The following is a 24,283-nucleotide window of genomic DNA, read 5'->3' as shown; positions in this document are numbered from 1 at the left end:
TTCAATCTGAGCCATGATCAAACTCTTCAATTTAAAAGTTTGATGCTCATCGAATTAAACTTCGTAATGAATTACGTGTTCACTCGTGAGACTTGGTATTCATTTAGCGTCCGTGGACGTCAAGAATCCATGTCACTTTGAGTGCCCACACAGATTGTCTGATAAATTGTTAAAGAGCAGTGCCGCTGTGTTTTCGCTGCGGCGCGGGGTGTGCATATTACGCTTTCCCGCTGCGAAGTCAACTGAATATTTTCAGATTTCTTCACCTGACAGGCCGGTGTGTTTGCCGTTGTGCCGTGTCAGTGGTGGCGCATTATAGGGAGTTAATTCCGGCTGACAACCCTTAATTTAAAAAAAGTTACCGTTCGCTCACTTTCCAGGCAAAACCACTGGAGAAAGTGAATTTTTGCCTGGTTTTTAAACAAAAACGAGCCCCGCAGGGCCCGTTTTCTTATATTTGTGACTTACTGCACTGCCACAATACGATTGTTTTTCACTACCAGCTCAACCGTTTTCCCCGGAATCAGCTCACCGGAGAGAATTTGCTGCGCAAGCGGGTTCTCGATTTGCTGCTGGATGGCGCGTTTCAGCGGACGAGCCCCATACACTGGATCGTAACCATTCGCACTCAGCAGTTTCAGCGCTTCTTCAGAAATCGTCACCGTATAGCCACGTTCTTCCAGGCGTTTGTACAAACGTTGCAGTTGGATCTGCGCAATAGAAGCAATATGTTTCTCACCCAGAGGATGAAACACAACCACCTCATCAATACGGTTAATGAATTCCGGGCGGAAATTCTGGCTAACGACACCCAATACCAGTTCTTTCATATGGCCATAATCAAGATCGCCAAAACGCTCCTGAATCAGGTCAGAACCCAGGTTAGATGTCATAATGACCACCGTATTACGGAAATCCACGGTTCTGCCTTGCCCATCCGTCAATCGTCCGTCATCCAGTACTTGCAATAAGATGTTGAACACATCCGGGTGCGCTTTTTCCACTTCATCCAGCAGGATGACGGAGTAAGGGCGACGACGCACCGCTTCGGTCAGGTAACCGCCCTCTTCGTAGCCGACATATCCCGGAGGCGCCCCCACCAGACGTGAGACGGAGTGTTTTTCCATAAATTCGGACATATCGATACGCACCATCGCATCGTCACTGTCGAACATAAAATTCGCCAGTGTTTTGCACAACTCGGTTTTCCCCACCCCGGTTGGCCCAAGGAACAGGAACGAGCCAATCGGACGATTAGGATCTGACAACCCCGCACGGCTGCGGCGGATCGCATTCGATACCGCTTCAACGGCTTCATCCTGACCAATCACCCGATGATGCAGATCATGCTCCATGCGCAGCAATTTTTCACGTTCGCCTTCCATCATCCGTGCCACCGGAATACCGGTCCAACGCGCCAGTACTTCAGCAATTTCCGCATCGGTTACGCGGTTACGTAACAAACGCATGGTTTTGCCTTCCGCCTGTGTAGCCGCAGCCAGCTGTTTTTCGAGCGCCGGAATTTTACCGTACTGCAATTCCGACATACGCCCCAGGTCACCATTACGGCGCGCCTGTTCCATCGCAATTTTCGCCTGCTCCAGCTCCGATTTGATGGTCTGCGTTCCGGAAAGCGACGCTTTTTCGGCCTTCCACTCTTCTTCTAAAGTTGAGTACTGGCGTTCTTTATCCTCCAGCTCTTCATTAAGCATGTCGAGACGCTTTTTACTGGCTTCATCTGACTCTTTCATCAGCGCCCGCTGTTCCAGCTTGAGCTGAATAATACGGCGATCAAGACGGTCCAGCTCTTCCGGTTTCGAGTCAATCTGCATACGGATGCTTGATGCAGCTTCATCAATCAAGTCAATGGCTTTGTCCGGCAACTGGCGATCGGCAATATAACGGTGTGACAGCGTTGCCGCCGCCACAATCGCCGGGTCAGTGATCTGCACGTGATGGTGCAATTCATAACGCTCTTTCAGACCACGCAAGATGGCAATGGTATCTTCCACCGAAGGTTCTGCGACCAACACTTTCTGGAAACGACGTTCCAGCGCAGCATCTTTTTCAATAAACTGACGATATTCATCCAGTGTGGTTGCCCCCACACAATGAAGTTCACCACGCGCCAGCGCAGGTTTCAACATGTTACCGGCGTCCATCGCCCCGTCGGCTTTCCCTGCGCCCACCATCGTGTGAAGTTCGTCAATAAACAGGATGACGTTGCCTTCTTGTTTCGCCAGATCGTTAAGCACACCTTTTAAACGCTCTTCGAACTCACCGCGGTATTTTGCCCCGGCAACGAGCGCCCCCATGTCCAGCGACAGCACGCGACGCCCTTTCAGCCCTTCCGGTACTTCGCCATTGACGATACGCTGCGCCAAACCTTCAACGATGGCAGTCTTACCAACGCCTGGCTCACCAATCAATACCGGGTTGTTTTTCGTCCGGCGCTGCAGTACCTGAATAGTACGGCGGATCTCTTCATCACGACCGATAACCGGATCGAGCTTGCCTTGTTCGGCGCGCTCGGTCAGATCGACAGTGAATTTTTTCAAGGCCTGACGTTGGTCTTCGGCCCCCTGATCGTTCACGTTTTCTCCCCCACGCATTTGATCTATCGCCTGAGTCACATTGGCGGTTGTTGCACCAGCGGATTTCAGCAAATCAGTTAGCGTGCCACGTGAATCAAGCGCAGCCAGAACAAAAAGTTCTGACGAAATAAAGTTGTCACTCCGCTTTTGCGCCAGTTTGTCGCAAAGATTAAGCATACGAACCAGATCCTGAGAAGGCTGCACATCGCCGCCGGTGCCTTCCACCTGCGGTAAGCGGCTTAACGCCTGTTCAATGGCGGTACGTAACTGGCCAGCGTTCACGCCGGCAGAGGTCAATAAAGGATGAATCGAACCCCCTTCCTGATTCAGCAAGGCGCTCATTAAATGAAGAGGTTCGATAAATTGGTTGTCTTGCCCCAGTGCGAGCGACTGGGCATCGGCAAGAGCAAGCTGGAATTTATTAGTAAGACGATCCAGACGCATAACTCCTCCCATAACAGGTCAAAATTGCTACTGGAGATTAAATGAGGTCATCCCTCAATTATTCAAGGTGAATGACCTGAATTATGCGAAAGAAAACTTACGCGTACTGGATCGTCTTGATTCGTTAGGTTATATCAGCCAAATGAAACTTGCCATACGCCCGGTGACCTTGTCCCGGCGATAGGAGAAAAAATCCTCCGGTTGGCTAAAAGTACAGCGATCGCCGCCAAACACATGCTCCACGCCTGCGCTTGCCAACCGCTGGCGCGCAAGCTGGTAGATATCCGCAAAAAACTTTTCCCCAACCGGGCGAAAGGCGTCATCAGCACGGGGATCATGGGCCATAAACGCCTCCCTGACTTCCGGGCCAACTTCAAAGGCTTGCGGGCCAATCGCCGGACCAAACCACGCCAGCACATTTTCCGGCTTATCAGCAAAACACGCGACCGTCTCTTCCAGTATACCCGCGCATAAACCACGCCACCCCGCATGCGCAGCGGCAACTTCCGTTCCTTCGCGATTACAAAAGAGAACCGGCAGACAGTCAGCAGTCATCACCGCACAAACGGTACCCGGGGTGTTACTGTAGGAGGCATCCGCCCGCTTCGAGGTATAAGGCTCACCGTTGAGTTTCAGCACATCGGTGCCGTGCACCTGTTCAAGCCACACAGGTTTAGACGGTAAACCACCTTCCGCAAACATGCGCTTACGGTTTTCCTCCACCAGAAGGAGATCGTCACCGCAATGTGCACCGAGATTCAGGGAGTCATAAGGCGGCAGGCTAACGCCACCAATACGTGTCGAGCTACAGGCTGCAACATTCTTGGGTTGCGGCCAGTCCGGGCGGATCAGTTTGGTCATAACCAGGCCACTTCATCCTTATGCAATTCAAAATCAGCGCGCATCGCGTCGATAAGATCGACCATATCCTGCGGGATCGGCGCATGCCACTCCATCTCAATACCGCTGATCGGATGATAAAGACGCAACATGGTGGCGTGCAAAGCCTGGCGATCGAACTTACGCAGCGCCTCAATAAACGCTTCCGAGGCCCCTTTTGGCGGACGCGGACGACCACCGTACAGTTGATCACCCACCAGCGGATGCGTGATATGCGACATATGCACACGGATCTGGTGCGTACGGCCGGTTTCCAGACGCAAACGCAAGCGTGTATGTATGCGGAAATGCTCCATGATGCGGTAATGCGTGACCGCCGGTTTCCCCATCGGATGCACGGACATATGCGTACGCTTCGTTGGGTGACGGCTGATCGGTTCTTCAACAGTGCCACCCGAAGTCATGTGACCAATAGCAACCGCTTCATACTCACGTGTGATTTCACGCAGTTGCAAGGACTCCACCAGCCGCGTTTGCGCCGGCACCGTTTTTGCGACCACCATCAAACCGGTGGTGTCTTTGTCCAGACGGTGCACAATCCCTGCACGCGGAACATCGGCGATAGGCGGATAGTAATGCAGCAATGCGTTCAGCACCGTACCGTCAGGGTTACCGGCTCCGGGATGCACCACCAAATCACGTGGCTTGTTGATAACGATAATGTCGTCATCTTCATAAACGATATTTAACGGAATATCTTGCGGTTCAAAACGGGCTTCTTCTTCAATTTCAGCATTGATGGCAATGCTTTCGCCGCCCAACACTTTCTCTTTCGGCTTGTCGCTGACGCTGCCGTTGACCAGCACGCGCTGGTCGAGAATCCATTCTTTTATACGCGAACGTGAATAATCAGGGAACAATTCGGCCAAAGCCTGATCTAAGCGTTGACCGAGCTGGTTCTCGGATACCGTTGCGGTGAGTTGTACTCGTTGTGCCATATACAGCTTCTTCGTTAACGTTGGGTTTTACGGCTTTGCCGTTTAATATAGTGTGCTATTGTAGCTGGTCTTAGTCGGGAGCAGGAATAAAGAATCTCCCGCATTAACATTCTGAGGAAAGTCTAAACGTCATGACGCGCATGAAATATCTGGTGGCAGCCGCCACGTTGAGTCTGGCTTTGGCGGGTTGCTCCGGTTCAAAGGAAGTGGTGCCTGATAATCCACCAAATGAAATCTACGCGACTGCCCAGCAAAAACTGCAAGACGGTAACTGGAAGGCGGCAATAACGCAACTGGAAGCCCTGGATAATCGTTATCCGTTTGGTCCTTACTCTCAGCAAGTGCAACTGGATCTGATCTACGCTTACTACAAAAACGCCGATCTGCCGCTTGCTCAGGCCGCAATTGACCGCTTCATTCGTCTGAACCCAACGCATCCCAACATCGATTATGTGATGTACATGCGCGGGCTAACCAATATGGCGCTGGATGACAGCGCGCTGCAAGGGTTCTTTGGTGTTGATCGTAGCGATCGCGACCCACAACATGCCCGTGACGCATTTAATGACTTCTCTAAATTGGTACGCGGCTATCCGCAAAGCCAGTACGTCACGGATGCCACCAAACGCCTGGTCTTCCTGAAAGATCGCCTGGCAAAATATGACTACTCCGTAGCGGAATATTACACCGACCGCGGTGCCTGGGTTGCTGTTGTCAACCGCGTGGAAGGGATGCTTCGTGACTTCCCGGATGCGAAAGCCACGCGCGATGCGCTGCCGCTGATGGAAAAAGCCTACCGCGAAATGCAAATGAACGCACAGGCTGACAAAGTCGCGAAAATCATTGCGGCGAACAGTAGCGCCAGCTAAGACCAATCGCCTGAAAGACAAAACGGCAGCCCGCAGGCTGCCGTTTTTTTATTCGGTTTCACTTATTGCTGAAGCGGTTTAGCCCCAATCCATCCTATCAACTATGACCGCTATTTACGCGTTCGACAAGGTATATTTGCGCTCTTCCTGTCCTGCCTCACAAAACCTTTCCTTTGACAAAAAGTGACAAAATAATGTGATTTAAATCACACATTTTGACATTCACCACGGTATGCTGAAATCACCAAGACGGAAAGACAAGAGGTAAAATTTATGACAATGAACATTACCAGTAAACAAATGGAAATTACTCCGGCAATCCGCCAGCATGTCGCAGACCGTCTCGCCAAACTGGATAAATGGCAAACCCATCTGATTAATCCACATATCATTCTGTCTAAAGAGCCACAGGGCTTTATTGCGGATGCGACGATCAACACGCCGAACGGGCATCTGGTCGCCAGCGCAAAACACGAAGATATGTATACCGCTATCAATGATTTGATTAACAAGCTGGAACGGCAGCTCAATAAAGTGCAACACAAAGGTGAAGCACGTCGCGCCGCAACGTCGGTGAAAGACCCAAGCTTCGTTGAAGAAGAAGAGTAGTCTCTACATTGAGTCCCTATCCAACGCGCCTTCGGGCGCGTTTTTTATTGACAGAAAGAAAACAGTACGGGTACTGTACTTCAGTCACTCAAAGGAAAACTGCATGAAACTTGTACCGTTCTTCTTCGCATTCTTTTTTACCTTCCCCTGAACCGGGAGGCGATTCGTTTTGTGATAAAGAATGCGAAGACGAACAATAAGGCCTCCCACTCCGGGAGGCTTTTTTTTTGATAACAATTAAAGGCAACAACATGACGGCTGAAAACCCCTTACTGGATTTACGTGTAAAAATCAGCGCGCTGGATGAACAGTTACTGACGCTGCTCGCCGAACGACGCCAGCTTTCTGTCGAAGTCGGCAAAGCCAAACTGCATTCACACCGTCCGGTGCGCGACATCGATCGCGAGCGCGATCTGTTGGAACGTCTGATTCAACTGGGTAAAGCGCATCATCTGGACGCCCATTACATTACCCGCCTGTTTCAATTAATCATCGAAGACTCAGTCCTGACTCAGCAAGCACTGCTCCAGCAGCATCTGAATAAGATCAACCCCCATTCCGCGCGCATCGCGTTTCTCGGCCCCAAAGGTTCTTACTCCCATCTGGCGGCCCGCCAGTACGCTGCACGCCACTTTGAAGAGTTTATCGAAAGCGGCTGCCTGAAGTTCCACGATATCTTCAATCAGGTGGAAACCGGCCAGGCGGATTACGCCGTCGTACCGCTGGAAAATACCAGCTCAGGCGCAATCAACGACGTATACGATTTACTGCAACACACCAGTTTGTCGATTGTGGGCGAGCTGACGGTGCCAATTGATCATTGTGTGCTGGTTTCCGGCTCGACCGATCTGGAGCAGATTAAAACTGTTTACAGTCACCCGCAGCCGTTCCAGCAGTGCAGCCAGTTCCTGAACCGCTACCCGCAGTGGAAGATTGAATATTGCGAAAGCACCTCAGCCGCCATGGAGAAAGTGGCGCAGGCGAATTCACCCCATGTTGCAGCGCTGGGCAGCGAAGCGGGTGGAGCGCTGTATGGACTCCAGGTGCTGGAACGCAACCTGGCTAACCAGACGCAAAACATTACACGTTTTGTGGTGCTGGCGCGTAAAGCGATCGATGTTTCCGATCAGGTGCCCGCGAAGACCACACTACTGATGGCCACCGGCCAGCAGGCTGGCGCACTGGTTGAAGCCCTGCTGGTGCTGCGCAAGCACAACGTCATCATGACGAAACTGGAATCGCGCCCGATTAATGGCAACCCGTGGGAAGAGATGTTTTATCTCGATGTTCAGGCTAACCTGCACTCCGATGGGATGCAAAAAGCGTTGCGCGAACTGAATGATATTACCCGCTCGCTGAAAGTGCTGGGTTGCTACCCGAGCGAAAACGTAGTGCCGGTTGAGCCCGTTTAACGCTCTTTGAACAGCGATTTCTTCATTCCTGCCACGCTAACCGGCAGGGTGAAGATCGCCCCCGAAAGCGGGTATTGCGCCACTTCGTCAGCATCCATATTTTCCCGCGTAGTAGTGATAAAAAGCGTTTTCATATCTTTACCACCAAAACAGACCATCGTCGGGCAACGAACGGGCAGCGAATACTCTTCCAGTCGTTCTCCCTGCGGCGAAAAACGCGCAATACGCCAACCATCAAAAATCGCGCTCCAGTAACAACCTTCCACGTCGACGGCAGCACCATCCGGTATACCTTCACCCGCCTTAAACCGGTGGAAGAGTTCACGTTTACCCGGCTCCCCCTGTTGATCCAAGGGCGTCCGATAGATCACACCGTTGGGCGTATCAGAGGTAAACATCCACTGACCATCCGGACTAAATGCCAGCCCGTTAGCACCATGAATGTCGCACTGCACCACTTTTGGTGTTAAATCATTATCAATACGCAATAGCAGTGCGCCATTGTAGTCACCCGGCCCCCAAAACGTGCCGGCATAAAAACGGCCCAGATGATCGGTGCCACCATCATTAAAGCGCGCAAGTTGCGGATTCGACGGGTTATCGCACACTTTTTGCCGCAGCAGACCGCGCGGATCGGTTAACCAGATGGCGTAACGCATCGCCACGATAAAACCGCCCTTTTCCCGCAATGCAAAACAGCCAACCTCCTCCGGAAACGACAACACCGTATGTTCACCCGTCGCCAGATGATAGCGATGGATCTCCCCTTCAAGGATATCGGCCCAGTAGAGCGCCTGCTCCGGTTCACTCCAGGTCGGACATTCCGGTAAATGCCCGGTGTAATCAAACAGCGTTTTCAGCTCAGCCATCGCGCGTCCCTTAAATGAAAAAAGCCAGCGGGTAACCACTGGCTTTTCAGTATAAACGGCTTTCAGATTACTGGCGGCTATCGTTCGCCTGACGCAATAACACGCGGCTTTCACTTTGGAAACGCTGGGCATAATCGCCAAACCAGTGCTCCACTTTCCGAAAGCTGTCGATAAATGCCTGCTTGTCTCCCTGCTCCAACAAACCAATCGCCTCGCCAAAGCGTTTATAGTACCGTTTGATCAACGCCAGATTGCTGGACGACGACATAATAATGTCAGCATAAAGCTGCGGATCCTGAGCAAACAGCCGGCCGACCATCGCCAGTTCGAGGCGATAAATTGGCGAAGACAGCGCCAGCAATTGCTCCAACTGAACATTCTCTTCCGCCAGATGCAGCCCATAAGCGAAGGTGGCAAAGTGCCGCAGCGCCTGGATAAACGCCATGTTCTGATCGTGTTCAACGGCGCTGATACGATGCAAACGCGCGCCCCACACCTGAATCTGCTCCAGGAACCACTGATACGCTTCCGGCTGCCGCCCATCGCACCAGACCACCACCTGTTTAGCAAGACTGCCGCTGTCCGGGCCAAACATCGGGTGTAACCCCAGTACGGGCCCTTGATGCGCCGCCAGCATGGCCTGTAGTGGGCCACTTTTTACCGACGCAAGGTCGACAAGAATGCAATCATCCGGCAGCGCGGGTAGCTTCGCGATCACCTGCTCAGTAACATGGATCGGCACGCTGACAATCACCATGCCAGCATCCGCCACCAGTGCCTCGGCCTGTGCCCAGTCATCTTTTTCCAGAATGCGAACCTGATAACCGGAAAGCGTCAGCATTTTGGCAAACAGTTGCCCCATTTGCCCACCGCCGCCGACAATGACCACTGGCCGCAATTCAGGGTAGAGCGTTTTAAAACCTTTATCGTTTTCGCTTGAGTAGGACTCACGCATCACACGGCGCAGCACATCCTCAATCAGATCGGGTGGTACCCCCAGCGATTCAGCTTCTTTCCGGCGCGACGCCAGCATTGCCGCCTCACGTTCAGGGACATAAATGGGCAAGCCATAATGGCTTTTCACTTCGCCAACTTGTGCCACCAGTTCCAGACGGCGCGCCAGTAATCCCAGCAGCGCCTTGTCAACATCATCAATCTGATCGCGCAATGCGGTCAATTCAGCAACCATAACAACCTCTTAAGCAAGACGCGTCGCCAGACTATTGCGCAGGTCTTTATCAATCTCACGCAACAACGCTTCCGTGGTTTCCCAACTGATGCAGGCATCCGTCACGGAAACGCCGTACTTCATTGCACTGCGCGGTTGTTCAGAAGATTGATTGCCTTCGTGAATGTTGCTTTCAATCATCAAACCGGTAATCGACCGGTTGCCATCTTTGATTTGAGCAACGACGGATTCCGCAACGGCAGGCTGGCGACGATAATCTTTATTGGAGTTACCATGACTGCAATCTACCATCAGCGACGGCCTGAGTCCCGCCTGAGCCATCTCTTTTTCGCACTGCGCAACGTCCGCCGGGCTGTAGTTCGGCGCTTTACCACCGCGCAAAATCACATGCCCGTCCGGGTTACCCTGCGTTTGCAACAGGCAGACCTGACCGGCCTGGTTGATACCGACAAAGCGGTGCGGCATCGCAGCAGCACGCATGGCGTTGATCGCCGTGGCCAGGCTGCCGTCGGTGCCGTTTTTGAACCCCACAGGCATCGACAGACCGGAGGCCATTTCGCGGTGCGTCTGGGATTCCGTGGTACGTGCGCCAATCGCCGACCAGCTGAACAGATCACCCAGGAACTGCGGGCTATTCGGATCCAGCGCTTCCGTCGCCAGCGGCAGCCCCATGCTGATCAGCTCAACCAGCAGACGGCGCGCAATCTTCAGTCCGCCTTCCACATCAAACGAGCCATCCATATGCGGATCGTTAATCAGCCCCTTCCAGCCAACGGTAGTACGGGGTTTTTCAAAATAGACGCGCATCACCAGGTAGAGGCTATCGCTGACCTCTGCGGCAAGGGCTTTAAATCGACGAGCGTACTCAATCGCCGCTTCCGGATCGTGAATAGAGCAAGGACCACAAACCACCAGCAAGCGCGGATCGCGCCCGGCAATGATATCGGAGATGGTCTGGCGAGATTGCGCGATTTGCGCTTCTTGCTCCGTGGTCAGCGGAAATGTCGCTTTTAATTGATCCGGTGTGATCAGAACCTGTTCGTCGGTGATGTGTACGTTGTTCAGCGCGTCTTTTTGCATGATTGCGATCCTGTGTGACTCGTTTGCGATAGTTGTTCCTCTTGCGAGGATGACGTAACCATACCACAAGCGGTAAAGATTTCAATCCACAATTCGTACCGTTTACTTTACACAATCAAATTAAAAGCCATTTTACAGTGCAATTACTGTAACGATAGCGTTACACAAACAAATGGCGCGGGGTTAGCCGCACCATTTGTCATTAGCCATTAGCCGACCGTGATCTGCGCCTCCTGACGATGACGCCTCCAGCGTATGATATCCATCAGTATAAACACCAACAGGCTGCCCCCCAGTACCGGCAAAGCCAGTCCCAGCAATAATGCCAGCGACGCAGTGATCGTACGCCCCACCACGCTCAGATGCAGCCAGCAGTACAGCAATGTTCCCGCCGGGTTCGTACTTGCCCGAGCCGGACGACGTATCCACCATAGCCGGTAGCCCAGTACGATCGTGACACAGAGTGCGCAGCCAAAGGCGATCAGCAGTAACTGATTCGGCAGACCAAACAGTACGCCCATATGGAAATCGACGCCCCAGCGCGTGAGTTTCGCCATTAACGGGAAATCAGCAAATCGGGTGCGATCGATAACCGCCATGCTGCTGCCGTCAATGGCTACCGCATCAACCTGCGTGGGCCAGCGACGATCGATTTCACTTACCGTCCAGGCTTTATCGGCGCTACGCGGCGGGCGGATTTCCAGCTTAGTGGCGGAAATGCCAGCCTGCTGCGCACTCTGCAGCACCTCATCAAACTGCACCCAATCGAGCTGCATATCAGGCATTTCCATACCGTCATGGTGCGCATGGTGTTCCGCATGTGGATCGCCAATCGTTGCCATGCCATGCAGTTGTGTATTGAGTTGCGGAGTCACCCAGCCAAACGCGGCGCGCAGACGATCAACGTTGCCGCCAGCCCATTGTGACCAGGTCAAGCCGGTTGCTGAGAACAGCAACATTCCCGCCAGCAAGATCCAGCCGAGCGAAACATGCCAGCGCCGATGATGTTGCACCGGGTTATTGAGCCGCCGCTTTGGTCGGGTGAAAAACCACAACGCAATGCCACCCAGCGCCGCCACCCACATCCAGGACGCCGCCAGTTCACTGTAAATACGCCCGACATCACCGAGCAACAATGAACGGTGGACGTAATCTATCCACTGGCGCAGCGGCAAAATCCCGCTGGTGCCATAAACCGTCATATCGCCCTTCACTTGCAGAGTCATTGGATCAATAAAAATGGCGCGATTTTCCGACTCGCCAAGCCGCGGATCGGCAAACATCACACGTGTCGTGTCGTTACCGCTCAGACCAGGACGCACCGCATGGAGACGCAGATGCCCGCCGGTCACCTGCTCAGCAATGGCAATCTGTTCCGCCAGCGGCTGGCGTTCCCCCTTCTCCACGCCGTAAAGCGCATCCTGATAGAGCGCGTTTTCGAGCTGCGGCGTCGCCACGTATAAAGTGCCAGTCAGGGCGGCGATAAAGATAAACGGCCCCACAAACAGACCGATGTAAAAATGCAGGCGTCGTAGCAGGTTCAGCCACGCCGCACGCGGGGTGCAGGAAGTCATACTTTTCCTCAGAAATAGCAAAAAGATGCCGTTACGCCAGGGCGTACGGGCAATATTATCGTGTCAGAAAAAGCAGACGCGCGGCGGCGCGCGGGTATCTGGCCAGAGCCAGGGAAAGAAGTGCCAGTGCGAAACCTCTTGCTTTCCGGGGGCCAGGCGCATACGCAATACGCGCCCCAGTAGCAACATGGCGACAAGGAAAATCAGGCCAGGAACATGCGCCAGCAGTACGCAATAGCCACACGCTTGGGCGTGGTCGAGCGGCATGCTCTGTGAGGGTATTTCGTGATGACGCATTTGCGCATGCGACATCTGATGATGGTCAGGCATTGGCATGCTCATCTCATGATGCATGCCCGCCATCGCCTTCATCGAATCGTGTTGCAACGAGACGGAAATCAGCGGGGCGATGAGGATCAGCAGGATCGAAAATAACGCCAGCCAGGCGGCCGCGCGTTTTGCTGCATACTGATGAAAAATACGCTTCACCCCTTCTCCTCCCGATCGAAGCGGCATTGTAAATTAATCATCACCAGAAGGTTAATTTTTTCACCAAAAAGAACGAAAAGCGGTTGGCATCCCTCGAAGAGAGCACAAAAAAACTAGTTAAGACGCTTTTCCCGCGCCTCTCCACAACACGCTCATAACCGTTACCTACCAATGCCTTACCCCCTCTTTCACTGCAATAAATTGCAGCGTTATGCAACTTCTGCCGCCATTTTGCCGCCATTAAAATGCGCCAGCGGGTTCAGGGTTACCGCGTCTTCCAGATGATCGGGCGCGAAGTGGGCGTAACGCAGGGTTTCACGGATATTGGCGTGACCCAGAATACGCTGCAGTACCAGGATATTGCCGCCATTGGTCATGAAATGCGCGGCAAAGGTATGGCGCAACACATGGGTTTTCTGCCCCTCGGCCAGTGCGATATCGGTGGACGCCAGCATTTTGCTGAACGCCGGATAGCACGGCTGGAACATCTGCCCCTGCAATGGCGCAAGCTCGTCATACAACCACTGCGGAATGGGCACGGTACGGTTCTTGCCGCCCTTGGTTTTCACAAACGTGATTTTATTGGCCGAAAGCTGCGTGCGCTGAAGGTTTTCCGCTTCGCGCCAGCGCGCGCCGGTGGCAAGACACACCTTCACCACCCGCGTTAAATCGCGATTCCCGAACGCGTCACAGGCCGCCAGCAGTGTGGCGATTTGCGGCGGTGTCAGCCACGTCATCTCGCGCTCTTTCTCGCGAAACGTCCGTACCCCCTCGAGCGGGTTCGGTAACTGCCACTCCCCCAACCGACTCAGCTCGTTAAACACCGCACTGAGATACTGCTGCTCACGGTTCACCGTCACCGGCTTCACCTTCCAGTTCGCCGGATCGCGCGTGTAACCATTATCGATTTCGCCACTCAAACGCCGATCGCGATAGTGCGCCCACACTTTCGCGGTCAGCTCCGTCGCCAGCGGGTCGCCGAGTCCCCGGCAGACAATCTCCAGCTTAGCCATCCGCGATTTCCCGGCCGCCAGCGACTGCCCATGCAACTTAAACCACAGCGCAATCAGATCGCTCAACCGACGGCGGTCCTCTTTTTCGCCAAGCCAGGGCTTCTCCTGCGCCTCCTGCTTTGTCCAGCGCTCAAATGCCTCGGCTTCACCTTTGGTAGGAAACTGCCGACGAATACGTCGCCCCTCCCGTCCCTGCGGATAGAGCTCGCACAGCCACTTCCCATTTTTCTGTTTGCTGACCGTCATGGTTACCCTAAACGTGTTTTTCCAGCGTAAAAATCACCACGCCAAACGGCTCAATCTCTGTCACGTTGCACTCAAAATCCGCCGAATGATTGGTAAGACGCACCTTGCCGCCCGGCAAGCGCACCACATCAAACACATCCAGCACATCATCAATGCGGATAAACCAGCGACCGTTACCGATTTTTTGCGCGGAAGTGTCCACCAGCCAGCCCGCATTCAGCCCTTCAATAAAATTCAGGCTGTCGACGGACGACGGTGCCAGGCTACGATCCAGCAACCACATGCCCGCCTCTTTCAGTTCGCCGGACTCATGGCGATATTTCGGGATACTCAGCGCCGCCTCGTGTTGCACAGCTGACGTGGACGCGGCGGGATACATCTCGCCTTTGCCGGTCGCCAGCCAGTTGAGCGACACGCCGGTATCCAGCGCGCACGTCACCACCACATCGCCGGGGAAAAACTCACGCCGCACCCAGGTGCTGATGGTTCCGGAAGAGATATCCAGCAAATCACCGAGATCTTTTTGCATCTGAAACCCGTATGCATCGAGGATTCGGCGCAGCACCGGCCGCCCGCCGGTCGATAAAATCTCGTTATACAACGCTTTGCCTTTCGGTGCGGGTTTATCGGTTAATTTTGCATTTGCAAACTCACCTTCCACCAGCCAGTGCAGATCGGCCCCGGTATCGAGCGCACATTTGACCACTGCTTTATAGGGCACGCTCTCGCGCTGGATCCAGCTACTGATATTGTTCGCCGGCACATCCAGCGCTTCGGCGAGCGCTTTCTGGCTGGAGACGGAATAGGACGCGGCAATGCGCTCAATCACATCCTGAACACTCATCTTGTTTTCACTCATGCATACCAACTTCGAAAAAGTGATTTACACAATCGCATTTGCGATTTATATTGCTGTGCATAGACCAGAATGCACACCAGTGCAGTACATTTCAAACCACAGGAGATAATGCGATATGTCAGATGCAAAATCAACGCCGTCTCATCCGTTATCCGACTCTCAAATGCAATCCGGAAATTTCACCCATGGCCAAATGGATGAGCTGATGTCCGCCCTGCTGCCAGCGTTGCAAACGCTGATCCGCTCGGCGATGTCCGACGCGATGACGGTGAAAGATTTCGCCGCCATGCGCGGTATCAGCGAACGTCTGGTCTGGCAATGGCTTGACGAAGGCATATTGCTCAAAGCCCCGACACGCGACTATTCCGCGGCGCAACATGCCGGGAAACGTAGCCGTACGTTGATCAATGTGAAAGCCTGGCGCGACAAATTAACGCAGCAGGCCATCGACTGCCGCTATATCGATCACCGCGCCGGCACATCCTTTAACTGAGTTTGCTTTTGCAAGCTCAGAAGAAAACAGGAGAGAGTATGGCTATCACAGCAGACCGCATCAGCGTACCGCTCAGCGCCGGAGAACGACTTAACGGGCTGAACCATATCGCCGAACTCCGCACCAGTCACTGGGGCGATAGCTGGCCCGAAGTGGCGCGTTTTATCGAGGATTTGTGCGATAAGCGCGACGCGCAGTACGACGAAAACAGCCGCGCACTGGCGGCGATCTTCTTTCTCGCCCGCGTGCCCGCGGCCCGCCAGGCTCTCGGCCCACACGCACTGACGCTTGAAGAGAAGAGAGCCGTGATCAGTGCAATGAACCATTTCCGCGCGGTCGTCAGCCTGTTCCCGAAACGCCTGACCCTGCCGCGTTAACCCCCAATCCGTAAGCCATGGCGTCCACCCGCCAGGCCCCCTTTTGCCCGCAATCAGGAGAAACCCAATGCACCACACCCTAAGGAGCGTTACCGATGGCCGATGAAATGGATCTCGTACAACAGCGTGAGCTGGAAGAGCGCGAACGGTACATCCGCCAGGCACGCAACCGCCTGCTGTTACCGTCGCGTCTGACCTGCGAAAACTGCGATGCGCCTATCCCCGAAGCCCGCCGTATGGCGCTGCCCGGCGTGACCTGCTGCGTAACCTGCCAGCACCGCGCCGAACGGCAAGATAAACACTACAGGAGGCGCTAATTGGCGATCTCGTGGGCTTTTCCGTGGAACGCACCGCGTCCGGCGATTGCCAGCCCCTACCTCACGCATGCCGAACTCCACCGTCGCAATCAGCTGATTGCGGCGTTGTTGCAAGCCCGTCATGCGCTGGCGCTGCAACCGGAGTGTGTACGCCTGCCAATCATGCGCACGGCAGATACGCTGGAGAAGCACCACGGCGAGGCGCGCGCCAACGCCTGGCTGCGCCACGTTGTGGCGCGTACGCTGCCCCGCCTCAACGCAGTCACACAGCGTTACCAACTCACCTGCATTCACCAGCGCGTATCGAAAGCGGTATTTAATGGCCACTTCGATACACCGGTTCAGCGCGACCTCGCGAGCCGGCTGGTGAATTTACTCGCCCGCTACAACCGCCTACCGGACATGACGAAAAAAGCGATCGACCGGCTGTCGGCGGACATCGCCAATTTTATTCGCGGCGAACTGGCAGATATCGATAACGCCGACGACGCCGAGCTGAAAACCCTGCATCGTTGGTATATGCGCGCGGGGATCATCGCCCTGCAATTCAACGTCACACCGCCGCACTGGCAACGGGTCACCCGCAAACTGGCCAACGCCAGCGACCTCGCCCCGGCCGTGATCCGCCTGTTCAGCGAACAGTGGTGGCGCGGGCATTTACGCCGCATCGCTGCACAGTGGCGGGAACATCTCCAGATCGCACTGGGCAACGTCAGCAAGAAAAAACACCCCTACGCCAGCCAGGATTGCGTCAGTGCCTGGCGCGAGCAAAAACGCCGTAACCGTGAGTTTCTCAAAGGCATGGAACTCGAGGACGAAGAAGGCAACCGCATCAGTCTGATCGATAAACACGATGGTTCGGTAGCCAACCCGGCGATCCGCCGCAGCGAGCTGATGACGCGCATTCGCGGGTTCGAGACCATCTGCCAGAACCTGGGTTACGTGGGCGAGTTTTACACCCTGACCGCCCCTTCCGCCTGGCACGCCACCACCCGCGCCGGCTACCGCAATCGGAAGTGGAACGGTGCCAGTCCGGCGCAGACCCAACGTTACTTCACCGCGCTGTGGGCGCGTATTCGCGCCAAGCTGCACCGCCATAATCTGCGCGTGTTCGGCATTCGCGTGGCGGAGCCGCATCACGATGGCACCCCGCACTGGCATCTGCTGCTGTTTATGCAGCCTCAGGATGTTGCTCGCGTACGCGATATTACGAGCGAGTACGCAAAACTTGAAGACAATCATGAACTTAATAGTGACAAAGCGAAGAAAGCGCGCTTTGATGCGCAGGCGATAGATTCACGGAAGGGCAGCGCAACCGGTTATGTGGCGAAGTACATCGCTAAGAATATCGACGGTTATGCGCTGGAAGGTGAAACCGATCACGAGAGCGGTTCACCGTTGCAGGAAACCGCTTGCGCAGTGGCGGCATGGGCCTCGCGCTGGCGTATCCGCCAGTTCCAGTTTATCGGCGGCGCACCGGTCACGGTGTACCGCGAACTGCGGCGCATGGCCGACAGCGAAACCGCACGCGGGTTAAGCGTGGAGTTCGCGCAGGTGCATGACGCCGCCGACGCCGGTGACTGGGCTGGCTATGTGAATGCGCAGGGCGGGCCGTTTGTACGCCGGGACGACCTGCAAGTGCGCACATGGTACGAGGAGGAGAACATGTTTAATCAGTATGGCGAAACGATTGTAGCCATTCGCGGCCTGTACGACACCACCGTCGGCGCGGGTTCGCCGGTGCTCACGCGGCTGAAGAAATGGAAGATTGTGCCGAAGCGTACGGACCTTGACCTTCAGGGCGCGTCTGCGCCCTCTTGGAGTTCTGTCAATAACTGTACGCCCCGGCGGGAATGGCAGGCGGGCTGTTGCCAGTCTCCTGACAAAATTGCGGCGCAATTCACAAAAAACAGAGGAGAGAAACCGTTATCAGAAAACAACAATACTTTTTCTAATCATCAACATAGGTATCAAGATGAAATATTTTTCGCTTCCCATTACTATTAGGCTTATGATACTGTACATCCATACAGTAAAAGCACATGAGGGGATTCATGGTGTCTGAACGTTTCGAAAAATCGCAGTTTAATTGGGCGTGCGTCAAACTGATTACTGATCTGGCGCTACTTCATCGCTGTACCAGGGAAGAGATGGAACTCGCCATGACCATGGTGTCGAACATCGCACACAGCGAAACCCCAGGGGTAGCAGATAAGGAGCTTTTTTACCCCGCCGAATAACGCTCTGCCGCCTTCCTCAGGCAGAGGCATTTACAGCATTGCGCGCCAGCCGCCACCGGTCTGGCGCGCGCTTTTGTTGTTCTCCCCTTTCTGCATCATTACGGCTTTCTCACGTTGTGCCAACGCTTAACCAGCCCTGACAGATGGCGTCTGTCTGCCCCACCCACGACACTTGAAGCTGGAAACACTCCCTCCAGACCGCAAGAGATCCGAACACGATGAATGCAATTACACAACAGGGCGACACCCTCGACATCCTTTGTCTGCGCTATTACGGCCGCACGGAAGGCGTGGTCGAAACCGTACTTCTGGCCAACCCTGGACTGGCGGAACTCGGGGTGATCCTGCCCCATGGCACCCACGTTGAACTGCCGGAAGTGGCGGTCGCCACGGTGAACGAAACGGTGAACCTATGGGCATGACCATCGAAAAAGTCACCTCGTCGCTGGCGTACTGGATCAGCGTCGCGCTGACGTTTTTTGGCGCGATGACGCCACAAGACTTCGCCGCCTGGTTTGGCGCGCTCGGCGTTGCCGTTACCGTGGCGGTGAACTGGTATTACCGCCGAAAGAGCTATCTGTTTCTCAAATCCTGCGCCACGAGCCAGGAGGTGATCAATGGGCTTACCCGTTAAACGCTGTAGCGCAGCGGTCGTGCTGGCGCTGGCGGCACTGATACCGGACTTCCGCTTACTCCATACCTCGCAGCAAGGGCTGGCGCTGATTGCCGATCTCGAAGGTTGTCGGCTGCGCCCTTATCAGTGCAGCGCTGGCGTCTGGACGTCCGGTATTGGCCATACCGCCGGCGTCACGCCGAAACGCGATATCACGGAAAAAGAGGCGGCGGTCAACCTGGTCGCCGATGTCCTGCATGTTGAGCGTCGACTGTCGGAGTGCGTAACGGTGGCGATGCCGCCGCAGGTCTACGACGCGGTGATCAGCTTTGCGTTTAACGTCGGTACCGGTGCCGCCTGCCGCTCAACGCTGGCGTTTTTCCTCAATAAAAAACAGTGGCAACAGGCCTGCGATCAGCTGCCACGCTGGGTGTTTATCGACGGTGTGCGCAATACCGGGCTGGAAAATCGCCGCCAGCGTGAACGCGCCTTATGTCTCCAGGGGACGTTATGAAAACCTGGCTAATTGCCCTGCTGTTGGGCGTCTGCGGCCTGCTGTGGCTGTTGCAGCAAAACCACACGCTGCGCACGTCGCTGGCACAGTCCCGCCAGCTAACCCAGGCGCAAAACAGCGCTATCGCACAACTGAACGCGCAGCTTACCGCCTCACGCGAACTGGCGGACAGCAACGAGCAGGCGCAGGTGGCGCTGCGCCAGCAACTGGATTCCGCCAGTGCGCAGGCGGTGCAGCGCGAACAGGCTATTACGAGGTTAATCAATGAAAACGATGCGTTTCGCCGCTGGTACAGCGCTGAGCTGCCTGATGCTGTGCGCCGGGTGCACCAGCGCCCCGCCTGCGCCTCTGCCGGTCACTGTTTACAACCGTTGCCCGCAGGTCAGTCTGTGCCCGATGCCGGCAAGTAATCCCCAAACCAACGGCGACTTAAGCGCCGATATTCGACGGCTTGAGCGCGCGCTGGAACAGTGCGCGTTACAGGTCGAAACCGTTAAACACTGCCAGGATGAGATAAATGCTAAAACCCGATACGCTGCGCAAAGCCCTGATGGACGCCGTCCCGGCCCTGCGCACTAACCCTGCCATGCTGCGACTGTGGGTGGATAAAGGCAGAAATATTGCCACCCTCTCCCACTCACTGTCGTTTGAAAAACAGTTCAGTCTGAATGTCGCCGTCAGTGGTTTTTCCGGCGATATCGACACGATCTTCGTGCCGGTGATGCTGTGGCTACGCGACAACCAGCCCGATATCCTCACCGTGGAGGCCGGGCAGCAAGCCTGTTTTAGCTGGACGCTGGTTACCAATAGCGACAGTACGCAGGATCTGGCCCTCACGCTGCAACTGACGGAACGCACACAGGTGAAGGAAGTGGATGGCGCGCTGTATGCCGAAACGCTGCCGGAACCGTTGCCGCCGGCGTTGGTGACCCGCCCGAAAGAGCTGTATGTTCACGGCGAGCTGCTCAGCAGCTGGTCCTCCTGATAACCCATTGCTCCCTGGCGTTGTGCCAAAACCCGGACAGCGTTGTCCGTTTTCCAAAGCCGGGGTCGCATAGCATCATTTCGCGTATGAATACACAACTCTCGCTCCAGGAAATGGCCCGCGCACTGCGCAATATGATCCGCACCGGGATTATCGTCGAAACCGACCTTAACACCGGGCGTTGTCGTGTGCAGACAGGCGGCCTTGTTACCCAGTGGCTGCAGTGGTTAACCCACCGCGCCGGTCAATCACGTACGTGGTGGGCGCCTTCCGTCGGCGAGCAGGTGTTAGTGCTGGCGGTCGGTGGCGAACTCGACACCGCCTTTGTTCTGCCCGGGATCTATTCCGACGATCGCCCGGCACCGTCCACTTCGGCGGATGCCTGGCATGTTGCCTTCCCGGATGGCGCGGTAGTTGAGTACGAACCCCAAACCAGCGCCCTGAAAGTCAGCGGCATCAAAACCGCCGAGATCAGCGCCTCACAATCCATTACCGCCAGCGTGCCGGAGGTGTTAGTGAAGGCATCCACCCGCGTCACGCTGGATACCCCGGAAGTGGTCTGCACCAATAAGCTCATCACCGGCACGCTGGAGGTAAAAAGCGGCGGCACGATGCGCGGCAATATCGAGCACAGCGGCGGTTCGCTGTCGTCCAACGGCAAAGTGCTGCATACCCATCAACACCCTGGCGACAGCGGCGGCACAACAGGAGCACCTCTATGACAGTTCGTTACAGCGGGTTAAACCGCACCACTGGCGCGAGCCTGACCGACACTGCGCATATCCGCCAGAGCATCAGCGACATCCTGCGTACGCCGATTGGCTCGCGGGTGATGCGCCGCGATTACGGCTCGCAATTGTTTGAGATGATCGACCAGCCGCAAACCCCGGCGCTGGCACTGCAAATTCAGGCGGCGTGCTATATGGCGCTGCTGAAATGGGAGCCGCGCATCCGCGTCAGCGCGGTGACCGTTGAGCGCCAGTTCGACGGCAAAATGATTGTCAACCTGACCGGCCAGCTTGCCAGCACCGGTGAATCCCTTTCGTTAACCCTTCCTGTGAGTTAAAACCATGCCGATTATCGATCTGAGCCAGCTTCCTGCGCCGGACGTGGTCGAGGAGCTGAATTACGAAACTATCCTCGATGCGCGTAAAGCAACGCTGATTTCCCTGTTTCCAACGGATGAGCAAGAGGCAATCGCCCGTACGCTGGCGCTGGAATCTGAGCCGTTGACCAAGTTTCTTGAAGAGAACGCCTACCGCGAAGTGATGTGGCGCCAGCGCGTCAACGAAGCCGCACGCGCGGTGATGCTGGCCTACGCCGCCGGGAATGACCTCGATGTGGTTGCCGCCAACAGCAACACCGCGCGTCTGACCATCACCCCGGCGGATGACAGCACCCTTCCGCCGACCGCCGCCGTGATGGAGTCCGATAAGGATCTGCGTCTGCGCGCGCAGCAGGCGTTTGAAGGATTAAGCGTCGCCGGGCCGGTGGGCGCGTATGAATACCACGGGCGCAGCGCCGACGGACGGGTGGCGGATATCTCCGTGGTCAGTCCGAATCCGGCGTATATCACCGTGTCGGTGCTCTCCCGCGAAGGCGATGGCAGCGCCAGCGACGAACTGGTCGCCATCGTCGATAAAGCCCTAAACGCGGAAGATGTGCGCCCGGTGGGTGATCGCGTGACGGTGCAAAGCGCACAGATTGTGCCGTACCAGATTAACGCCACGCTCTATTTCTACCCTGGACCGGAATCCGAACCGATTCGCCAGGCCGCCGAAGCGCAACTGAAAGCCTATATCAATGCCCAGCGCCGACTTGGCCGCGACATTCGCCAGTCGGCGATTTATGCCGCCCTGCATGTTGAAGGCGTGCAGCGTGTCGAGCTGAGCGCCCCGCAAAGCGATCTGGTGCTCGACAAACATCAGGCGTCGTATTGCACCGCGTGGAGCATTCAGGCCGGAGGTACCGATGAATGATGACCGCCTGTTACCGGTTGGCTCCTCAGGGCTTGAGGTAGCGGCAACCACAGCGGCGGCGCAAATCGAACGTGTGCCGGTGCCGCTGCGTACCTTGTGGGACCCGCAAAAATGCCCGGCGGAGCTGCTGCCTTACCTGGCGTGGGCGCTGTCGGTCGATCGCTGGGATTACACCTGGCCGGAAGCCACCAAACGCAACGTGATTGCCGCCTCTTTTTATGTTCATCAGCACAAAGGCACACTCAGCGCCCTGCACCGCGTTGTCGAACCGCTCGGTTTTCTGATTGAGCTGCGCGAGTGGTGGCAGGACAACGCCGAGCCTGGCACCTTTAAGCTGGTGATTGGCGTGCAGGATCACGGCATCACCGAGGCGATGTACGGGGAGCTGGAGCGGTTGATTGATGACGCAAAACCCGCGAGCCGCCATCTCACCAGCCTGAATATTAGCCTGAGTACGCAGGGTGAGTTTTATGTCGGTGCGGGCTGTTACCTGGGTGAAGAGCTGACGGTTTACCCCTACGCGCCGGAAGAGATTGTTGTTGGCGGTGAGAGCTTCCCGGCTTCCGCTGTTCATTTGATTGATGACCTGAGAGTTAACCCATGACCACCAAATATTTTGCCATTCTGACCAACCTGGGGGCGGCGAAACTGGCGAACGCTACCGCGCTTGGCCGTCAGCTCAAACTGACGCAAATGGCGGTCGGCGATGCTAACGGCGCATTACCCACGCCGGATGCCGCGCAAACCGCATTGATTAACCAGAAACGTATTGCGCCACTGAATACGCTGACTCTCGATCCCGGCAATGCCAGTCAGATTATTGCCGAACAGGTGATTCCGGAAACCGAGGGCGGTTTCTGGATCCGCGAAATCGGTCTGTATGATGATGAGGGCTCGCTGGTTGCCGTCGCCAACTGCCCGGAGACCTATAAACCGCAGATGCAGGAAGGCAGCGGTCGCACGCAAATTGTGCGCATGCTATTGGCGGTATCGTCGCCGTCATCGGTGACGCTGACCATTGACCCGGCGGTGGTGCTGGCCACGCGTAAGTATGTGGATGATAAAGTCATTGAGGTGAAAGCCTATACAGACAGCCTGCTGGCGAATCACCTGGCTGCTGCCAACCCGCATCCGCAATACGTGAAAGTAGCGGATATCGCCTACTACACGCCGATTGGCGTGCCGGTGCCTTACCCTGCGGCAATGCCGCCTGACGGCTGGCTGTTGTGCAATGGCGCGGCATTTGATAAAGCCACCTGGCCTGGGCTGGCAGCGGTGTACCCGTCTGGCGTGTTGCCTGATCTGCGCGGCGAGTTTATTCGCGGCTGGGATAATGGGCGCAAGGTGGATACCGACCGGGTGCTGTTAAGCGCACAGGGAGATGCCATTCGCAATATCACTGGCTCAATAATTGCCTATCAATCAGGTTCTAACGGCGTGGTAATTCCAACTGGTGTCAGCGGCGCACTGGCCACTTTTAACTCTGGCACCAATAACACGATCACGCCTGTGCCCCAGTCCGTATCTCCAACCACTAACTATGGTGTCAGATTTGATGCGTCGCTCGTTGTGCCAACATCAACTGAAAACCGCCCACGCAACATTGCTTTTAACTATATCGTCCGGGCAGCGTAATGCCCGTATTGCCATTCTGTTAAACACAGCGCCATCTGGCGCTTT

Annotated in this window: 30 protein-coding genes and 1 other annotated feature; of the genes, 20 read left to right on the top strand and 10 right to left on the bottom strand. The window is 55.4% G+C overall.

From position 1 onward, the window contains the following. Positions 1-464: 464 nt before the first annotated feature. The 3 genes from clpB to rluD form a co-directional block, all read right to left on the bottom strand. Positions 465-3,038 (bottom strand): ATP-dependent chaperone ClpB, encoded by a 2,574-nt coding sequence (gene clpB, locus GA0061071_RS18840; protein WP_088236687.1) that lies wholly within the window; start codon positions 3,036-3,038, stop codon positions 465-467. A 129-nt stretch (positions 3,039-3,167) separates the two neighbouring features. Then, positions 3,168-3,899, bottom strand: coding sequence for a purine nucleoside phosphorylase YfiH (gene yfiH / locus GA0061071_RS18835; RefSeq protein WP_061493624.1), 732 nt, complete (start codon positions 3,897-3,899; stop codon positions 3,168-3,170). After that, positions 3,896-4,876, bottom strand: coding sequence for a 23S rRNA pseudouridine(1911/1915/1917) synthase RluD (gene rluD / locus GA0061071_RS18830; protein WP_061493623.1), 981 nt, complete (start codon positions 4,874-4,876; stop codon positions 3,896-3,898). Before rluD ends, yfiH begins: the two co-directional genes overlap by 4 nt. Before the next feature lie 131 nt (positions 4,877-5,007). Between rluD and bamD the strand changes: the two genes are divergently transcribed. The 4 genes from bamD (at position 5,008) to pheA (ending at position 7,766) form a co-directional block, all read left to right on the top strand. Then, a complete protein-coding gene (gene bamD, locus GA0061071_RS18825; RefSeq protein ID WP_061493622.1) occupies positions 5,008-5,745 on the top strand; it encodes an outer membrane protein assembly factor BamD in 738 nt (245 codons plus the stop codon). Between the two features lie 273 nt (positions 5,746-6,018). Further along, complete coding sequence (gene raiA, locus GA0061071_RS18820) at positions 6,019-6,354, top strand: ribosome-associated translation inhibitor RaiA (RefSeq protein WP_061493621.1); 336 nt, start codon at positions 6,019-6,021, stop codon at positions 6,352-6,354. Between the two features lie 102 nt (positions 6,355-6,456). Beyond that, positions 6,457-6,583 (top strand) — a sequence feature (Phe leader region). Then, complete coding sequence (gene pheL, locus GA0061071_RS23550; protein ID WP_100250063.1) at positions 6,458-6,505, top strand: pheA operon leader peptide PheL; 48 nt, start codon at positions 6,458-6,460, stop codon at positions 6,503-6,505. Its footprint overlaps the feature before it by 48 nt. 22 nt (positions 6,584-6,605) lie before the next feature. Next, positions 6,606-7,766: a bifunctional chorismate mutase/prephenate dehydratase gene (gene pheA / locus GA0061071_RS18815; RefSeq protein ID WP_061493620.1), complete on the top strand. Its 1,161-nt coding sequence runs from the start codon at positions 6,606-6,608 to the stop codon at positions 7,764-7,766. On the opposite strand, the gene GA0061071_RS18810 is transcribed toward pheA, so the two are convergent. The 7 genes from GA0061071_RS18810 to GA0061071_RS18780 form a co-directional block, all read right to left on the bottom strand. Next, complete coding sequence (locus tag GA0061071_RS18810) at positions 7,763-8,635, bottom strand: SMP-30/gluconolactonase/LRE family protein (RefSeq protein ID WP_061493619.1); 873 nt, start codon at positions 8,633-8,635, stop codon at positions 7,763-7,765. The genes pheA and GA0061071_RS18810 overlap by 4 nt on opposite strands. A 67-nt stretch (positions 8,636-8,702) precedes the next feature. Continuing rightward, on the bottom strand, positions 8,703-9,824 hold the full coding sequence (tyrA, locus tag GA0061071_RS18805; protein ID WP_061493618.1) for a bifunctional chorismate mutase/prephenate dehydrogenase: 1,122 nt from the start codon (positions 9,822-9,824) through the stop codon (positions 8,703-8,705). A 9-nt stretch (positions 9,825-9,833) separates the two neighbouring features. Continuing rightward, on the bottom strand, positions 9,834-10,904 hold the full coding sequence (gene aroF / locus GA0061071_RS18800; RefSeq protein WP_088236686.1) for a 3-deoxy-7-phosphoheptulonate synthase AroF: 1,071 nt from the start codon (positions 10,902-10,904) through the stop codon (positions 9,834-9,836). Positions 10,905-11,113: 209 nt separating this feature from the next. Next, positions 11,114-12,478 (bottom strand): PepSY-associated TM helix domain-containing protein, encoded by a 1,365-nt coding sequence (locus GA0061071_RS18795; RefSeq protein ID WP_088236685.1) that lies wholly within the window; start codon positions 12,476-12,478, stop codon positions 11,114-11,116. 63 nt (positions 12,479-12,541) lie between these two features. Further along, a complete protein-coding gene (locus GA0061071_RS18790; RefSeq protein WP_408612848.1) occupies positions 12,542-12,967 on the bottom strand; it encodes a DUF2946 domain-containing protein in 426 nt (141 codons plus the stop codon). A 209-nt stretch (positions 12,968-13,176) separates the two neighbouring features. Further along, on the bottom strand, positions 13,177-14,226 hold the full coding sequence (locus GA0061071_RS18785) for a site-specific integrase (RefSeq protein WP_061493614.1): 1,050 nt from the start codon (positions 14,224-14,226) through the stop codon (positions 13,177-13,179). A 7-nt stretch (positions 14,227-14,233) separates the two neighbouring features. Continuing rightward, a complete protein-coding gene (locus tag GA0061071_RS18780; protein ID WP_061493613.1) occupies positions 14,234-15,085 on the bottom strand; it encodes a phage repressor protein CI in 852 nt (283 codons plus the stop codon). 193 nt (positions 15,086-15,278) lie between these two features. On the opposite strand from GA0061071_RS18780, the gene GA0061071_RS18775 reads away from it, so the two are divergent. The 16 genes from GA0061071_RS18775 (at position 15,279) to GA0061071_RS18700 (ending at position 24,238) form a co-directional block, all read left to right on the top strand. Further along, a complete protein-coding gene (locus tag GA0061071_RS18775; RefSeq protein WP_420843406.1) occupies positions 15,279-15,578 on the top strand; it encodes a Cro/Cl family transcriptional regulator in 300 nt (99 codons plus the stop codon). Positions 15,579-15,616: 38 nt separating this feature from the next. Further along, complete coding sequence (locus GA0061071_RS18770) at positions 15,617-15,955, top strand: DUF5347 domain-containing protein (RefSeq protein ID WP_061493611.1); 339 nt, start codon at positions 15,617-15,619, stop codon at positions 15,953-15,955. A gap of 95 nt (positions 15,956-16,050) precedes the next feature. Further along, positions 16,051-16,272, top strand: a complete 222-nt coding sequence (locus GA0061071_RS18765) for a TraR/DksA C4-type zinc finger protein (protein ID WP_061493610.1) — start codon at positions 16,051-16,053, stop codon at positions 16,270-16,272. Next, positions 16,273-18,279: a replication endonuclease gene (locus GA0061071_RS18760; RefSeq protein WP_088236683.1), complete on the top strand. Its 2,007-nt coding sequence runs from the start codon at positions 16,273-16,275 to the stop codon at positions 18,277-18,279. Positions 18,280-18,326: 47 nt separating this feature from the next. Further along, positions 18,327-18,512 (top strand): hypothetical protein, encoded by a 186-nt coding sequence (locus tag GA0061071_RS18755; protein ID WP_061493609.1) that lies wholly within the window; start codon positions 18,327-18,329, stop codon positions 18,510-18,512. Positions 18,513-18,730: 218 nt separating this feature from the next. Then, entirely contained in the window at positions 18,731-18,934 is a 204-nt protein-coding gene (locus tag GA0061071_RS18750) for a tail protein X (protein WP_088236682.1), read from the top strand. Continuing rightward, the gene (locus tag GA0061071_RS18745; protein ID WP_061493607.1) at positions 18,925-19,146 is read left to right on the top strand and encodes an HP1 family phage holin; all 222 of its coding nucleotides are present in this window, start codon (positions 18,925-18,927) and stop codon (positions 19,144-19,146) included. Before GA0061071_RS18750 ends, GA0061071_RS18745 begins: the two co-directional genes overlap by 10 nt. Beyond that, positions 19,130-19,639: a lysozyme gene (locus GA0061071_RS18740; RefSeq protein WP_061493606.1), complete on the top strand. Its 510-nt coding sequence runs from the start codon at positions 19,130-19,132 to the stop codon at positions 19,637-19,639. Before GA0061071_RS18745 ends, GA0061071_RS18740 begins: the two co-directional genes overlap by 17 nt. Next, on the top strand, positions 19,636-20,049 hold the full coding sequence (gene lysB / locus GA0061071_RS18735) for an Rz-like lysis system protein LysB (protein WP_061493605.1): 414 nt from the start codon (positions 19,636-19,638) through the stop codon (positions 20,047-20,049). The genes GA0061071_RS18740 and lysB overlap by 4 nt, the downstream gene beginning before the upstream one ends. Continuing rightward, on the top strand, positions 19,949-20,218 hold the full coding sequence (lysC, locus tag GA0061071_RS23660) for an Rz1-like lysis system protein LysC (protein WP_082794139.1): 270 nt from the start codon (positions 19,949-19,951) through the stop codon (positions 20,216-20,218). Before lysB ends, lysC begins: the two co-directional genes overlap by 101 nt. Continuing rightward, complete coding sequence (locus GA0061071_RS18725; protein WP_088236681.1) at positions 20,157-20,624, top strand: phage tail protein; 468 nt, start codon at positions 20,157-20,159, stop codon at positions 20,622-20,624. Before lysC ends, GA0061071_RS18725 begins: the two co-directional genes overlap by 62 nt. Before the next feature lie 86 nt (positions 20,625-20,710). Further along, the gene (locus GA0061071_RS18720; protein ID WP_061493603.1) at positions 20,711-21,346 is read left to right on the top strand and encodes a phage baseplate assembly protein V; all 636 of its coding nucleotides are present in this window, start codon (positions 20,711-20,713) and stop codon (positions 21,344-21,346) included. Then, a complete protein-coding gene (locus GA0061071_RS18715) occupies positions 21,343-21,690 on the top strand; it encodes a GPW/gp25 family protein (RefSeq protein ID WP_061493602.1) in 348 nt (115 codons plus the stop codon). The genes GA0061071_RS18720 and GA0061071_RS18715 overlap by 4 nt, the downstream gene beginning before the upstream one ends. Before the next feature lie 4 nt (positions 21,691-21,694). Beyond that, on the top strand, positions 21,695-22,603 hold the full coding sequence (locus GA0061071_RS18710) for a baseplate assembly protein (RefSeq protein ID WP_061493601.1): 909 nt from the start codon (positions 21,695-21,697) through the stop codon (positions 22,601-22,603). Then, positions 22,596-23,207, top strand: coding sequence for a phage tail protein I (locus tag GA0061071_RS18705; RefSeq protein ID WP_088236680.1), 612 nt, complete (start codon positions 22,596-22,598; stop codon positions 23,205-23,207). Before GA0061071_RS18710 ends, GA0061071_RS18705 begins: the two co-directional genes overlap by 8 nt. Beyond that, positions 23,204-24,238 carry a phage tail protein gene (locus GA0061071_RS18700; RefSeq protein WP_088236679.1) on the top strand — a complete coding sequence of 345 codons (1,035 nt, stop codon included), beginning with the start codon at positions 23,204-23,206 and terminating at the stop codon, positions 24,236-24,238. Before GA0061071_RS18705 ends, GA0061071_RS18700 begins: the two co-directional genes overlap by 4 nt. Positions 24,239-24,283 lie beyond the last annotated feature (45 nt).

The organism is Kosakonia oryzendophytica (genome assembly GCF_900094925.1).
GTDB classification, from domain to species: domain Bacteria; phylum Pseudomonadota; class Gammaproteobacteria; order Enterobacterales; family Enterobacteriaceae; genus Kosakonia; species Kosakonia oryzendophytica.
This window is presented reverse-complemented; position numbering and strand designations above follow the sequence as displayed.